The sequence below is a fragment of the Arthrobacter sp. MPF02 genome (assembly GCF_046605375.1).
Classification (GTDB): domain Bacteria; phylum Actinomycetota; class Actinomycetes; order Actinomycetales; family Micrococcaceae; genus Arthrobacter.
In genome coordinates, this window is sequence record NZ_CP176772.1 from 1210139 (window position 1) to 1223920 (window position 13782).

Below are 13782 nucleotides of genomic sequence, written 5' to 3' on the forward strand. Positions count from 1 at the left end.
GTTGCTACTCGACTGTGTCGGCCAGGGTGCCGAGGTAGAGCTGGATGACCTTGGGGTCTTTCATCAGTTCGCGGCCGGTGCCGGTGTAGGCATCCCGGCCCTGGTCGAGGACGTAGCCACGGTCGCAGATCTGCAGGCAGCGCCGGGCATTCTGTTCCACCATGATCACGGATACGCCCGCACGGTTGATCTCGTGCACGCGCAGGAAGGTCTCGTCCTGCTTGACGGGGGAGAGGCCGGCTGAGGGCTCGTCGAGCAGGAGCACGGCCGGGTCCATCATCAGGGCGCGGCCCATGGCCACCATCTGGCGTTCACCGCCGGACAGCGATCCGGCCCGCTGGGCACGGCGCTTCCCCAGTTCGGGGAAGAGGCTGGTCACGAAGTCGAACCGCTCGGCGAAGTCCTTGGGCCGCTGGAACATGCCCATCTGGAGGTTCTCCTCGATGGTGAGTGTGGCAAACACGTTGTTGGTCTGCGGGACGAAGCCCACCCCGCGGCTCACCAGCTTGTTTGCCTTCAGACCCGTGATGTCCTGCCCCCGGACCACCACGCTGCCGGAATGCACCTTCACCAGGCCGAACATGGCCTTCAGGAGGGTGGACTTGCCGGCGCCATTTGGGCCGATGATGCCGATCAGTTCACCCTTGCGGGCCTCGATGCTGCATCCGTTGAGGATGTTGACCCCGGGAAGGTATCCGGCCACCAGGTCCCTGACCCTGACGACGGCGTCGCCATCATCGACGGGCTGGGCGGCGGGGGCTGTGCTGGTGCTGCTCATTCGCTGTCCTTCCCTGCACGGTGCTCTGTGATGTCCCGGTGGGTACTGCCGTGGCGGCTGCTGCGGCCCTCATCTGCGGTACCCCGCGTGCCGGCCTCCTCTTCGTTCACGGTATCCAATGAGATGATCCCGGCGTTTTCCGTGCCGACAATCGATTCCTCGTCGGCTACCAGTTCGGCAGCGAGTTCCTTGAAGCCCTCGGAGTCGCCCAGGTCAACGTCGTGGTGGGCACCCAAGTAAGCATCGATGACCGCGGGATTCTTCATCACTTCACCGGGAGGGCCTTCCGCAACGACCTTTCCCTCGGCCATGACCACCACCCAGTCCGCGATGTGGCGGACCATATGCATGTCGTGCTCGACGAAAAGGACCGTCATGCCTTCAGCCTTGAGGTTCTTGATGTGGTCCAGCAGCGACTGCGTCAGGGCGGGATTGACACCGGCCATGGGCTCATCGAGCATTACGAGCTTGGGCTGCACCATCAGGGCGCGGGCCATCTCCAGCAGCTTGCGCTGGCCGCCGGAGAGCGACGCCGCGTAGTCGTCCTTTTTGGCATCGAGCTTGAACTTCTCGAGGAGGACGTTTGCCTGGGCGGTGATTTCCTTCTCCCGCCCACCCCAGATGCCCTTGAAGAGTGCCTTGGCGAGGCTTTCGCCGGGCTGGTTTGCCGCTCCCAGCCGCATATTTTCCATGACGGTGAGTTTGCCCATGACTTTCGTCAGCTGGAAGGTTCGGACCATCCCCATACGCGCCACCTTGTAGGGCGACACCCCGGCCAGGCTCTTGCCCTCGAACTGCCACTTGCCGCTGTTGGGCGTATCAAAGCCGGTGAGCAGGTTGAACAGCGTGGTTTTGCCGGCCCCATTGGGGCCGATCAGGGCTGTGATCTTGTGCCGGGGGATCTCGAGGTAGTCGACGTCCACCGCGTTGATGCCGCCGAAGCTCCGGGTGACATTTTCCGCGACCACAATCGGGTCCCGCTTCTTGCAGCCCGGGGCTGTTTCCCCGGCGGTTATGGGGCGGGTGTCGTTCATGTAGTCCGGCATGCCCCCGCCCGCAGTTGTTGCTTCTTCGCTGTGCATGCTCATGCGAACGCCAGCTCCTTCTTGTTTCCAAAGACGCCCTGCGGCCGGAAGATCATCAGCAGCATCAGGGCGACGCCAACCAGGATGTAGCGCAGCTGGCCCGCCTGGACGGTGTTCAGCCACGTGACGGCGCCTGATTCAATCAGGCCGTAGAGGATGCCCTGGGTGAGCGAGAGGACCACCCAGAAGATCATGGCGCCGATGACGGGCCCAAGGACGGTCGCCAGTCCGCCGAGCAGCAGGCAGGTGTAGAGGAAGAACGTCAGCTCCGTGCCGTAGTTGGCCGGCTGCACCGCTCCCCGGGGGAGCGTGAAGACCATGCCGGCCAGTGCACCGAGCACGCCGCCGATGATCAGTGCCTGCATCTTGTAGGCGTACACGTTTTTGCCGAGGGAGCGGACGGCGTTCTCATCTTCGCGGATACCTTTCAGCACGCGCCCCCAGGGGCTGCGCATCAGCAGCCATACGAGGGTGCAGCAAAGGATCACAAGGGCCCAGCCAACCACGCGGATGAAGAAGTCCCGGTTGTTCATGCCGAAGTAGTCGCCTTCGGGGAAGGGGTTCATGGCGTAGAAGCCGCCTTCGAAGGCCGCAAGGCCGTTGGCTGAGCCGGTCACCGCGGTCAGCTGGTTCGTGGTCACGATGTAGCGGACGATTTCCGCTGCGGCGATGGTAACGATGGCAAGGTAGTCCGCCCGGAGCCGGAGGGTGGGGATGCCAAGAAGCAGGGCGAAGGCGGCCGAGGCAACGACGGCGATCAGAAGTCCCACGAAGAACGGGACACCGAAGCTGAGGGTTGAGATGGCGAAGCCATACGCGCCCACCGCCATGAAGCCGGCCTGTCCGAAGTTCAGCAGCCCCGAGTACCCGAAGTGAACAGCGAGGCCGAGCGCGGCGAGGGCGTAGGCGGCAGTGGTGGGGCTGAAGATTTCGCCGGCAGCACTGGCAAGAATGAATCCAAAATCCACGGCTTTCTCCTAACCCACTCGCTCGCGCCGGCCCAGGATGCCCTGGGGCCTGAACAACAGGACAACGATCATGATGAACAGCGCTCCTACGTACTTGAGGTCGGCGGCGAGGCCAAACACAGTGGTGAGCTCCACGAAGATACCCACGATGATGGACCCCACCAGCGCGCCGAAGACCGTTCCCAGGCCGCCGAGGGTGACGCCCGCGAAGATCAGCAGCAGGATGGCGGACCCCATGTCGAACGTGACGCCTGGCCGGTAGTAGGCCCACAGGATGCCGCCGAGCGACGCCAGCATGCCGCCCGTGATCCAGACCAGGCGGATGACCCCGTCAACGTCAATGCCGGAGGCGGCGGCCAGCGCGGGGTTATCCGCTACTGCACGGGTGGCCTTGCCCAGCCGGGTCTTGAGCAGCACCAGGCCGAGCAGCGCGATCACCACGGCGCTGATGCCCAGGGACCACAGGTTGTTGGGGGAGATGGACACCGGACCCAGCTGCACTTCGGGGCTTTGTGCGAAGGGGAGCTGCTGCGTGGCGCCGCCGAAGTAGAACTGGATGACGTAGCGCACGGCCAGGGCAAGGCCGATGCTGACGATCATCATGGGAACCAGGCCCGTGCCCCGGCGGCGGAGCGGCCGCCAGAGGCCCCGGTCCTGGGCATACCCGAAGAGGGCGCCGCCCAGCAGGGACAGGACCAGCGCCAGCCAGAACGGCAGCCCCATGGCGTTGAAGGCGAAGACCAGGACGGCGCCCAGGGTCACCATCTCGCCGTGGGCGAAGTTGGTGAGGCCGGTAGTGCCGAAGATCAGCGACAGTCCCACGGACGCCAGGGCGAGGAGGAGGCCGAAGCTCAGCCCGGCCACCAGGCGGTTCAGCAGGTTCTGCCCGAAGTCCTGCTGCTGCACCACGATGCCCTTGCCGAAGGCGAAGATCACGGACAGGTTGGAGGTTTGGCTGAAGGTGACCTCGCGGGGGTTCTCCTGCCCCTCGGCCAGGGTGATGCCTTCCGGCAGGGTGGATTCGTCAAGTTCCACCGTGTACGTGCCCTGCTCGGGCACGCCGATGTTCCAGGATCCGTTCGCCGACGACTTGGCGGTGCCGGTGAAGTCCCCCTTCGTGGCGGTGATGGTCACGTCCGCGAGGGGTGCGCGGGTGTCATCGCGGAGGAATCCGCTGATGTTGTTCTGGAAGGTTTGGTTCGACGGGGATGGTGTCGGTGAGGGGGAAGCGGCCTGGGTTGCCGGAGCGGCCAGCAGGAGGAGTGCAAGGATGGCAGCGCTGATGGCACCCAGCAGCCCTGGCAATCTCCGGCGTCGTGCGGCCGGCTGGCCTTGGGGTGTACTTCTCAAATTGAAAAACCTCCACTTGGGGGCGGTCTCGGCTGCGCCTTTACAGCCGCTGCGAACGGATGCAGGGTGGGGAGGCACCATCCCGCCCGGCACCGCCACGCGTGTGAGTTCCGTCACCCTGCTTGGCTTATGCTACAGCGCGCAGGATGCGGTAAATGGCGAGGTCCAGGCCTTATTGGTAGCGATCAGGTAACAACTGGCGGAACGGAACACCACGGCATGGCTGAAACCCGCTGCGAAACCTTTGTTGAGCTACGGTGTCTCTATCTCCTGCAGGAAGCGCCAGCCTTCCAGGCCGCCGGCTCCCGTGGGTCCGCGCCGGGTCACGGTTGCGTTGCACCCGCGTTTCGGGGGGAACTTTCAGAGGTGCATTGGCGTGGTAATTGGTAGCGTAAACCTTAAGGTTCACAACACACCACATGGAGGAACTCCGCAATGGCACTTGGCGGCAACCCGATCTTCAACGGAAGAAGCTTCCGTGGAGCCACGCAGGCACCGCCTGTCCCGCAGGCTCCCTACGGACACAATCCTTATGGCCAGCAGCCTTACGGGCAGCCGGGCTACGGACAGCAGCCCTACGCCCAGGCCCCCTACGGCCAGCAGGGCTGGAACACGCAGCAGCCTATGAGCGATGAGCAGCTGCGCCAGATGTACAACCAGCCTTCGGCCGGTCCTGTCGATACCGGACGGATGACGTTCGACGACGTTATCGTCAAGACGGCAGCCTGCCTCGGTGCCGTCATCGCAGGCGCAGCCGTCACCCTGGTGGTGGGCATGGGCCTGGCGTCGCTCCTGATGATCGTCGGCGCCCTCGGCGGCTTCGTGCTGGCACTGGTCAACACCTTCAAGAAGCAGCCTTCGCCGGCGCTTATCCTGGCCTACGCAGTCCTCGAAGGTTTCTTCCTGGGCGGCCTGACCCGGATCCTCGACGCGCAGTTCCCCGGCGTCGGCCTGCAGGCAGTTATCGGTACGCTCTCGGTCTTCGCCGTGACGCTGGTGCTGTTCAAGAGCGGCAAGGTCCGCGCCACCCCGAAGGCCATGCGGTTCTTCATGATCGCCATCATCGGCTACCTGGTGTTCTCGCTGGTCAACATGGTGATGATGTGGACCGGCGCGGTGCAGGAGCCGTTCGGCTTGCGCACCAGCGTGGAAATTTTCGGTATCCCGCTCGGCGTCCTGATCGGCCTGCTTGCCATCGGCCTGGCCGCGTTCTCGCTGATCATGGACTTCACCAGCATCGAGGAGGGCGTCCGCAGCGGCGCACCGCAGCGCTTCTCTTGGACCGCGGCCTTCGGCCTGACCGTCACCCTGGTCTGGCTGTACGTGGAGATCATTCGCCTGCTGGCCATCCTCCGCGGGGACGAATAACCGCAAAGGCGGCCGCCGCCGTCGTACGAGCCTTACACACGAAGGGCCCCACCTCAGTGAACTGGTCCCCGATAGTTGGACTGGCCAAGTAAGATCCTAAGCCGCGAGGGCCTGGGCTCGGTATTGCACCGGGCTCAGGCCCTTGAGCTTTGTTGAGATCCGGTTGTTGTTGTACCAGCGGATGTAGCCGTTTAGGTTTGCGGTCAGCGCCTCGGTGCTGATGAACCGAACGCGGTGGAACATCTCTTCCTTGAGGTGGCCGAAGAAGTTCTCCATCACGGCATTGTCGTAGCAGTTTCCCTTGCGGGACATGGATTGGACTGCGCCGGCGTCTTTAAGGAGCGATTTCCAAGAGGCGTGACGGTACTGGAAGCCCTGGTCTGAATGCACGATCGGCTGTTGGCCGGGTTCCAGGCAGGCGAGGGCTTGCTTGAGCGAAGAGTTGGTGAGTGCAAGGTTCGGGGACGGGCTAATTGAATGGGCGATGATTTGCCGGTCAAAGAGGTCCATGACCGGCGAGAAGTAGAGCTTCCGGTCACCGACACTGAATTCGGTCACGTCCGTGACCCACTTCTGATTCGGGGCGGTGGCCGCGAATTCCCGGTTCAGCAGGTTAGGCGCGGCAGTGCCTTGTTCGCCTTGATAGGAGTTGTAGCGCTTCCTCCGCCGGACCCTGCAGGCCAGCCCGAGTGTGCGCATCAGCTTCAGTACGGTCTTCTTCGCGAGTATCCAGCCCTGCTTGAGTAGTTCCGTGTGGACACGACGGTGCCCGTACCGGCCGTGGTTCGTCGTAAAAGATCTCGGTGATTGTGGCCTTGAGGGCCTCGTGGGGGTCTGGAGCCTGGAGTCGTGACTGGTGATAGAAGAATGTCGATCGGGCAAGACCCGACACTTGCAATAGAACAGGAAGCGGGAAGTCAGCCTTGAGGGCGGTGAGGGCCTGGACCTTCACCGTTGTTCTTGAGCCCTCAAGGCCCGCAATTTTCCCAGATAGGCCACTTCTGCCCGCAAACGCTCGTTTTCACGGCGCAGCCGCTCCAGCTCGGAGGGTTCAACCGGCGGGGTGTAGGGCTTCCGTGGCCGGCCTTTTGGCTTTGGTCGCAAGGAGTCCGGGCCCTCAAGACGATACGCGCGCACCCACGTTCTCAGTAGGACCGGCGAGGACAGGCCAGCTTCTGCCGCTAAATCAGGCGCAGTCTCGCCAGCGAGGAACCGTTCGACCAAAGCGAGCTTGAATTCGAAAGAGTATGACTGTTTTGTCGGCTTGGTCACCAGCGCTCCTTGACCATGAATCCTCCACCGCCGATACAGCCTCTTGACCGGCCAATTAGACACGCCCAACAGATTAGCTGCCGCCTTATCTGCAAGACCTTTCTCAAGCCACGCTACAGCCGCCTCACGCTGAGCCTCAGACAACGAACTATTTACACGCAAAAAACTGCTCCCCGGAAGTCAGAACTGAATTTCTCAGTCCAACTTCCGGGGAGCAGTTCACAGGTGGGGCCCTTCGTACGTGCTTGTGGTGCTCCGCGGGTCAGGCGATGCGCATGGCTCCGTCGGCAGGGGACACCGTGAAGATGTCCGGGGCGGCAAAACCGGCCTTGGCGAAGGCCTTTGCGACGGCGTTCCGCACCTTTTGCTCCTCGCCGGCGGGCGTCAGCGCGATGGCTGCACCGCCGAACCCGCCGCCGGTCATGCGTGCCCCGATGGCACCGGCCGCCCGGGACGTTTCCACCGCAAGGTCAAGCTCCGGGCAGGAGATTTCGAAATCGTCACGCATGGACGCATGGCTGGCGTCCAGCAAATGCCCGATGGCCGACGGGCCCCTGTCCGCAAGGAGTTCGACGGTTTGCAGCACCCGGTCATTCTCGGTGACCACGTGGCGCACCCGCCTGAACGTCACCTCGTCCAGGAGCCCACTGGCCTCCTCCAGGCCGCCCACCTGCACGTCACGCAGGGCCTTCACGCCCAGCACCTCTGCCCCCAGCTCACAGGAGGCGCGCCGCGAGGCGTAGCCACCGTCTGCATGCGAGTGCGAGACCTTGGTGTCGATCACCAACAGGACCAAACCTGCCGGTTCTGTTTCGAAGGGGACCAGGCTGGCGTTCTGGTCGCGGCAATCCAGGAAGACCGCGTGGCCACGCGCGCCCCTCAGGGACGCAGACTGGTCCATGATGCCGGTGGGGGCTCCCACAAAGTCGTTCTCCGCCTGCTGGGTTGCCAGGACCATCTCCTGCGCCTGGAGCCCCGCCCCGGTCAGTTCGTTCAGTGCGGTGATGACGGCGCACTCGATGGCGTGCGACGACGACAGGCCGGCTCCCAGCGGAACGTTCGAATCGAGCAGCAGGTCGATGCCGGGAACGTCGATACCGCGCTCGCGCAGTGCCCACATCGCGCCCAGCGGATACTTGGTCCAGCCCTTGGCTGAGCGCGGCTGCAGGCCATCCAGGCTTGCGCTGACAGTGCCCTGGCCGCCGTAGGTGGACAGCAGCCGCACGGTGGCATCGGGGCGGACGGCCACTGCCACCCGCGCTGTCCTGTCGATGGCAAACGGCAGGACATAACCCTCGTTGTAGTCCGTGTGCTCACCGATGAGGTTCACCCGGCCGGGTGCCTGCCAGATGCCGTCAGGCCTGCCCCCAAACTCGCGGGTGAAGCGGGCGGCAAGATCGCTGGTCCCGGCCTGTACAGGCGTGGCCAGGGGCTCGGACTTGTGGCTCATGCTGACACTCCTTCAGGTGCGGCGGCAAGGACGGCCCGGGACGTGGCCGATGCCGGCACGGACACGGCCCGCAGCCGCTCAGCAACGCTTTCCGGGGTGGTGTCATTGATGAAGGCCCCCATGGCTGCCTCCGAGCCGGCAAGGTATTTCAGCTTATCGGCAGCGCGCCGGGGGGAAGTTAGCTGCAGGTGGAGGTAGCCGGCGGGGCGCAGGGCCGGTTCCAGCGGAGCCTGGTGCCAGGAGGAGATGTACGGCGTCGGGGTGGGATAGAGCGCATCCACGCGCTTGAGCAGGTCAAGGTAAACGTCTGCCAGTTCGTCCTTCTCCTCACCGCTCAGCGCGGCCAGGTCCGGTACGTGGCGGTGCGGGACCAGATGGATTTCCAGCGGCCACCGAGCGGCGAACGGAACATAGGCGCTGAAGTTCTCCCCTTCGAGGACCATCCGGCTGCCGTCCTCCCGCTCCTTTCGAAGCAGCGAGCCGGTCAAGGTTTCCCTGCCGGCGTTCGCATCGTAGAACCTTCGCGCCGCCGCGCCCAGGACCGCAGCCCGCGGAGTGACATAGGGGTAGGCGTAGATTTGCCCGTGGGGGTGGTGCAGGGTGACGCCGATATCGGCCCCGCGGTTCTCGAACGGAAACACCTGCTTGATCCCGGGCAGCGCGCCCAGGGCGGCAGTCCGCTGGGCCCACGCTTCGATTACGGTGCGGGCCCGCGTGGTGCCCAGCCCGCTGAAGGATCCCGTGTGTTCGGGGGTGAAGGACACCACCTCGCAGCGGCCGTACGCCGGGCCCTTGGTGCCCCAGCCAGGATTCTCCGGCACGGACCCGAGGGCCGGGCCCAGGGACGGGAAGCGGTTTTCGAACACCACCACGTCATAGTCGGCGGCCGGAATCTCTGAGGGATTGCCGGCTGTGGTGGGGCAGATGGGGCACTGGTCCGCCGGCGGCAGGTGCGTGCGCGTCTGGCGGTGCGCGGCCACGGCCACCCACTCGTCCGTCAAAGCATCAAAGCGCACTTCTCCGGGCTCACCCCTCGGCGGCAGGCCGCGCTGGTCCGTGGTCAGGTGCGGTTCCCGGGAAACTGTAGAGCCGGCGTCGTCGAAGTAGATCAGCTCCCGGCCGTCCGAGAGTCTGGTGCTGGTGATCCCTGTCATGGTTAAGAGGATCGCATGATCGCTCAAAAAAGAATAGTTAACAACAAAAGATAACAAGTGGCGCTGGAACGGAGTCCTCGGCCGGGGTACCGTAAGCGCATGACTTTGCCTTCCCGCCAAGACACCCACGCCCCTTCCGGTACCCGAGCCTGTGCCACCGGCCGGCAGTACGAACTGCGGCGCGGCGACGCGCTCGCAGTGGTGACGGAGCTCGCCGCCGGCCTGCGCTCTTTCAGCAGGGGAGGGGTACTCCTCACCGAGACGTATGGCGACGACCAGATCCCGCCCGGGGGAGCAGGCATCACCCTGGCGCCGTGGGCCAACAGGATCGAGGACGGCGTCTGGTTCCTTGACGGCAAGAAACAGCAGCTGGACATCACGGAGGTCGCCCGGAACAACGCCAGCCATGGCCTGCTGCGCAACTCCTCCTATTCGCTGGCGGACGAGTCGGAGCACTCGGTGACCCTGGAAGCAACAATCTTCCCGCAGCACGGCTACCCCTTCCTGCTGCGCCACCGGGTCCAGTACCTCCTGACCGAAGAGCTCGGGCTGGTGGTCCGGCAAACGCTGGCCAGCGATGCAAAGTCACCTGCGCCCTTCGTGTTGGGCGCCCACCCCTACCTGCGGCTTGGCGACACCCCGGTTGAGGACCTGGTGCTCACGGTTAAGGCCGACACCCAGCTGGTGGCCGACGAGCGCCAGATCCCGCGAAACTCCGCGCCTGTGGAGGGGCCCACGGATTTCCGGTCCGGCGCGTCCTTCGCCTCGCTCAGCGTCGATGTGGCCCTCACCGGCCTGGCCTTCGAAGAAGGAAGGGCGCGGCATGTCCTGGCCGCGTCCGACGGCAGGAAGGTGACCCTGTGGCAGGACCAGTCCTGCCAGTACGTGCACGTCTACGTCAGCACGATCTACCCCGGCCGGGCCAGGGCGGTGGCGGTGGAACCCATGACCGGCCCCGCGAACGCGTTCAATTCCGGTGACGGCCTCCGCTGGCTGGCGCCCGGGGAAACCTTCACCATCGAGTGGGGTATCGATTACAGCGCCGGAGCGCAGGGCTAGCGGTTTCCCATTAGCGCAGGGCTGCGGAAGTATTAGGCTATGACGCCAACCGGGGATGCCGTCCCGCCCAACAGCCCTGCCCGCCTGCAGCAGCCTCCTCCAGGGCCCACCCTGCGGGTGCTTGCCGACCGCGAGGTGGACAGGGACATCCCCTACGGCATCCGTATCGCGGCCTCCTGGGCCTGGCGTCTGGGGTTAATCCTCCTGGTGGGCGGCGCGCTCGTGTGGCTGCTCAGCCGCATCAGCTTCCTGATCATCCCCGTTATGGTGGCAGCACTCCTTGCCGGCCTCCTCAGCCCCGTAGTCAGTTGGCTTAAACGGTACCGGGTGCCCGCCGGCCTGGCCGTAGCCGTCACGGTCCTGGGCTTCATCGGACTCATCGGCGGGGCCCTGGCACTGGTAGGCAGGCAGCTGATCACTGGATTCAGTGAGCTGTGGTCGGAGGCCCTGACCGGCGTCAAGCAGATTCAGGACTGGCTCGCCGAGGGGCCGCTCCACCTGACGGCGGACCAAATGGACCAATATCTGCAGGATGTCACCGCGGCCCTCCAGGACAACACCAGCAGCATCGTCAGCGGCGCACTGTCCTTTGGCAGCACCGCCGGGCACTTTGCTGCCGGCCTGATCCTGGCGCTGTTCATCCTGATCTTCTTCCTGCTCGAAGGGGACCGGATCTGGGCGTTCCTGGTGCGGCTGCTTCCCAAAAAAGCGCGCGCCGCCACCTTTGGCGCCGGGCGCAAGGGCTGGGCCTCCATGGTCAACTACGCACGCATCCAGATGTTCGTGGCATTCGTGGACGCAGTGGGCATCGGAGCCGGTGCAGCAATCATCGGTGTTCCCCTTGCCCTTCCCCTGGCCGTGCTGGTCTTTATCGGCTCGTTCATTCCGATCGTCGGCGCCCTGGTCACCGGCGCCATCGCCGTGCTGCTCGCGCTCGTGGCCAATGGTCCTGTCAACGCCCTGATCATGCTGGGCATAGTCCTGCTGGTCCAGCAGCTGGAAAGCCACATCCTGCAGCCGCTCGTCATGGGCAAGGCCGTTGCGCTGCACCCGGTGGCCGTCATCCTCTCCGTCGCCGCCGGTTCCTACCTCGCCGGGATTCCCGGCGCCCTGTTCTCGGTGCCCATCCTCGCCGTCGTAAACTCCTCCGTTCGCTACATCGCGGCCAGAACGTGGGAACATGAACAAGTGCCGGTAACGCCTTTGGCAGCCGGTGTTCCTGCGGACAACACCATCAAGGACGTTGGCCCTCCGGCGGCGCTGCGCCACGGCAGGGACGCCGCACCCGGCACCACAGCAGAACATCCCGATGCCCGTACCTCCCGGGAGCCAGGCAGCGGGGACGAACCAAGAGGAGAATAGTCCGTGAACATCCTTGAAACCCTTCCCGTCACACTGGACGATGTCCTGGAGGCGCAGAAGCTGCTGGACGGGATCATTGCGCGCACTCCTGTTGAGTCGTCCCGGGCGCTGGGGACCATGGTGGGCGGGGATGTCTACTTCAAGTGCGAGAACCTCCAGCGGGCCGGGTCCTTCAAAGTCCGCGGTGCCTACGTCCGGATGGCCCGGCTCTCCCCGGAGGAGAAAAAGCGCGGCGTCGTGGCGGCATCGGCCGGCAATCATGCGCAGGGCGTCGCCGTGGCCGCGAAGAGCCTGGGAATCAAGGCCCGCATCTACATGCCGCTGGGCGTGGCGCTGCCCAAGCTGGCAGCCACCCGCAGCCATGGCGCCGAGGTTATCCTGCACGGCCACAACGTGGACGAAGCGCTCGCGGAAGCCCAGCGGTACAGCAACGAAACGGGCACCGTTTTCGTCCACCCTTTCGACAACGTTGACGTCGTTGCCGGCCAGGGCACCCTTGGCCTGGAGATCCTGGAACAGGTCCCCAACGTGGACACGATTTTGATGGGCGTCGGTGGGGGAGGGCTCCTGGCGGGCGTCGCCGTCGCCATCAAGGCCCGCGCCAGGGAGCTGGGGCGGGATATCCGGATCATCGGTGTGCAGGCGGAGAACGCCGCCGCCTACCCGCCGTCCCTTGCGGCAGATGCCCTGGTGCCGTTGAAGAAAGTGTCCACCATGGCGGACGGCATCGCCGTCGGCCGGCCCGGGCAACTGCCTTTCAGCATCATCCGCGAACTCGTGGATGACGTGGTCACCGTCAGCGAGGATTCACTCGCCCGCGCACTGATCTTCCTGCTGGAACGGGCCAAGATGGTGGTGGAACCCGCCGGTGCCGTCGGCGTGGCGGCGCTGATGGACGGCAAGATCGAGAACCCGGGGACCACAGCTGTTGTGCTCTCGGGCGGCAACATCGACCCCATGCTGATGCTCAAGGTCATCCAGCGAGGCCTTTCGGCGGCGGGACGCTACATGACCGTCCGGATGATGCTCGATGACCGGCCGGGCTCGCTGGCCACCATCGCCAGGATCATCGCGGAAAACGATGCCAACGTCACCGGCCTCGACCACACGCGCGTGGGCGGCTCCATCAGCATGGGGGACGTCTCCATCACCGTGAACCTGGAAACCAAGGGCCACCAGCACGGCGAGCAGGTGCTCAGCGCACTCCGTGCCGAGGGCTTCCAGCCAATCGTGGTGCACTAGGACCCGCCCATGGACCGGCTGACGGGAGACGGCGGCATCAGGCAGCGGCAGACCACCGCGGCGAGGGCCAAAGGCGGGCTGCTGGTCCTTGGCCTGTTCGTGGTCCTGCTGTTCATCATCGAGCTGTTCAACATGGTGATGCTCCGCTCGCTCAACAGGACGTTCGGGCTCCGGCCGCGGAGCGCCGACGGGTTGCTGGACATCTTCACCTTTCCCCTTCTGCACGCGAACCTGAACCACCTCCTGTCCAACAGCCTGCCGCTCATTATCTTCGGCTTCCTGGTGTTCCTGTCAGGCCTCCGCGTCTTCCTGACCGCCCTGGCGTTCAGTTGGCTGGGCTCCGGGCTCCTGGTATGGCTGATCGGCGACGGGGGCATCACCGTGGGATCCTCCGGCCTGGTGTTCGGGCTGTTCTCGTTCCTCCTGGTGCGGGGGTTCATCAACCACAGCTGGCGCCAGATCCTCCTGGCAGTGGTCCTGTTCATGGGTTACGGCAGTATCCTGCTGGGAATCCTGCCCATCGTTGCAGGCTACGTCTCGTGGCAGGCCCATCTGGGCGGGGCTGCGGGAGGAGTGCTGGCGGCGCTGCTGCTGCGGCCACGGGAAGGGCGGCCAAGGCCGGCTTCGTAGGGCTGGAAAAGCAAAAAGGAGCGCCGGCCGTCCAACTGGGACGGCCGGCGCTCCTGGCGTTGGT

13 protein-coding genes are annotated in these 13782 nt (G+C 64.9%); 5 read left to right on the forward strand and 8 right to left on the reverse strand.

What is annotated here, in order from left to right:
* Positions 1-4: 4 nt before the first annotated feature.
* From ACLH0K_RS05735 to ACLH0K_RS05750, 4 genes are read right to left on the reverse strand one after another with little or no spacing between them, the layout of a single operon-like run.
* A complete protein-coding gene (locus tag ACLH0K_RS05735) occupies positions 5-778 on the reverse strand; it encodes an ABC transporter ATP-binding protein (protein ID WP_411375861.1) in 774 nt (257 codons plus the stop codon).
* Positions 775-1866, reverse strand: coding sequence for an ABC transporter ATP-binding protein (locus tag ACLH0K_RS05740; RefSeq protein WP_411375862.1), 1092 nt, complete (start codon positions 1864-1866; stop codon positions 775-777). The genes ACLH0K_RS05735 and ACLH0K_RS05740 overlap by 4 nt, the downstream gene beginning before the upstream one ends.
* Positions 1863-2831 carry a branched-chain amino acid ABC transporter permease gene (locus ACLH0K_RS05745; protein WP_411375863.1) on the reverse strand — a complete coding sequence of 323 codons (969 nt, stop codon included), beginning with the start codon at positions 2829-2831 and terminating at the stop codon, positions 1863-1865. Before ACLH0K_RS05745 ends, ACLH0K_RS05740 begins: the two co-directional genes overlap by 4 nt.
* Before the next feature lie 9 nt (positions 2832-2840).
* Positions 2841-4136, reverse strand: a complete 1296-nt coding sequence (locus ACLH0K_RS05750) for a branched-chain amino acid ABC transporter permease (RefSeq protein ID WP_411375864.1) — start codon at positions 4134-4136, stop codon at positions 2841-2843.
* Between the two features lie 480 nt (positions 4137-4616).
* Here ACLH0K_RS05750 and ACLH0K_RS05755 point away from each other — a divergent pair, with 480 nt between their 5' ends.
* A complete protein-coding gene (locus tag ACLH0K_RS05755) occupies positions 4617-5549 on the forward strand; it encodes a Bax inhibitor-1/YccA family membrane protein (protein WP_411375865.1) in 933 nt (310 codons plus the stop codon).
* Between the two features lie 96 nt (positions 5550-5645).
* Here the strand turns inward: ACLH0K_RS05755 and ACLH0K_RS05760 are convergent, their stop codons facing one another.
* From ACLH0K_RS05760 to galT, 4 genes are all read right to left on the reverse strand, one after another.
* Positions 5646-6431: an IS3 family transposase gene (locus ACLH0K_RS05760; protein ID WP_411375866.1), complete on the reverse strand. Its 786-nt coding sequence runs from the start codon at positions 6429-6431 to the stop codon at positions 5646-5648.
* Between the two features lie 66 nt (positions 6432-6497).
* Positions 6498-6821: a helix-turn-helix domain-containing protein gene (locus ACLH0K_RS05765; RefSeq protein WP_411375867.1), complete on the reverse strand. Its 324-nt coding sequence runs from the start codon at positions 6819-6821 to the stop codon at positions 6498-6500.
* Positions 6822-7083: 262 nt separating this feature from the next.
* Positions 7084-8271 carry a galactokinase gene (gene galK, locus ACLH0K_RS05770; protein ID WP_411375868.1) on the reverse strand — a complete coding sequence of 396 codons (1188 nt, stop codon included), beginning with the start codon at positions 8269-8271 and terminating at the stop codon, positions 7084-7086.
* A complete protein-coding gene (gene galT / locus ACLH0K_RS05775; RefSeq protein WP_411375869.1) occupies positions 8268-9425 on the reverse strand; it encodes a galactose-1-phosphate uridylyltransferase in 1158 nt (385 codons plus the stop codon). The genes galK and galT overlap by 4 nt, the downstream gene beginning before the upstream one ends.
* Before the next feature lie 99 nt (positions 9426-9524).
* Between galT and ACLH0K_RS05780 the strand changes: the two genes are divergently transcribed.
* Genes ACLH0K_RS05780 through ACLH0K_RS05795 form a run of 4 tightly spaced genes read left to right on the forward strand, consistent with a single transcriptional unit; the run spans position 9525 to position 13718 of the window.
* On the forward strand, positions 9525-10484 hold the full coding sequence (locus ACLH0K_RS05780; protein ID WP_411375870.1) for an aldose 1-epimerase family protein: 960 nt from the start codon (positions 9525-9527) through the stop codon (positions 10482-10484).
* Positions 10485-10523: 39 nt separating this feature from the next.
* Positions 10524-11846, forward strand: a complete 1323-nt coding sequence (locus ACLH0K_RS05785) for an AI-2E family transporter (RefSeq protein ID WP_411375871.1) — start codon at positions 10524-10526, stop codon at positions 11844-11846.
* Between the two features lie 3 nt (positions 11847-11849).
* Positions 11850-13088: a threonine ammonia-lyase gene (gene ilvA, locus ACLH0K_RS05790; protein ID WP_411375872.1), complete on the forward strand. Its 1239-nt coding sequence runs from the start codon at positions 11850-11852 to the stop codon at positions 13086-13088.
* Between the two features lie 9 nt (positions 13089-13097).
* A complete protein-coding gene (locus ACLH0K_RS05795; protein ID WP_411375873.1) occupies positions 13098-13718 on the forward strand; it encodes a rhomboid family intramembrane serine protease in 621 nt (206 codons plus the stop codon).
* The last annotated feature ends 64 nt before the right edge of the window (positions 13719-13782 follow it).

Coding starts and splice junctions, on each gene's coding strand:
- ACLH0K_RS05755 (WP_411375865.1), top strand. CDS start 4,617: ATGGCACTTGGCGGCAACCCGATCTTCAACGGAAGAAGCTTCCGTGGA.
- ACLH0K_RS05785 (WP_411375871.1), top strand. CDS start 10,524: ATGACGCCAACCGGGGATGCCGTCCCGCCCAACAGCCCTGCCCGCCTG.
- galT (WP_411375869.1), bottom strand. CDS start 9,425: ATGACAGGGATCACCAGCACCAGACTCTCGGACGGCCGGGAGCTGATC.
- ACLH0K_RS05780 (WP_411375870.1), top strand. CDS start 9,525: ATGACTTTGCCTTCCCGCCAAGACACCCACGCCCCTTCCGGTACCCGA.
- ACLH0K_RS05795 (WP_411375873.1), top strand. CDS start 13,098: ATGGACCGGCTGACGGGAGACGGCGGCATCAGGCAGCGGCAGACCACC.
- ACLH0K_RS05740 (WP_411375862.1), bottom strand. CDS start 1,866: ATGAGCATGCACAGCGAAGAAGCAACAACTGCGGGCGGGGGCATGCCG.
- ACLH0K_RS05735 (WP_411375861.1), bottom strand. CDS start 778: ATGAGCAGCACCAGCACAGCCCCCGCCGCCCAGCCCGTCGATGATGGC.
- galK (WP_411375868.1), bottom strand. CDS start 8,271: ATGAGCCACAAGTCCGAGCCCCTGGCCACGCCTGTACAGGCCGGGACC.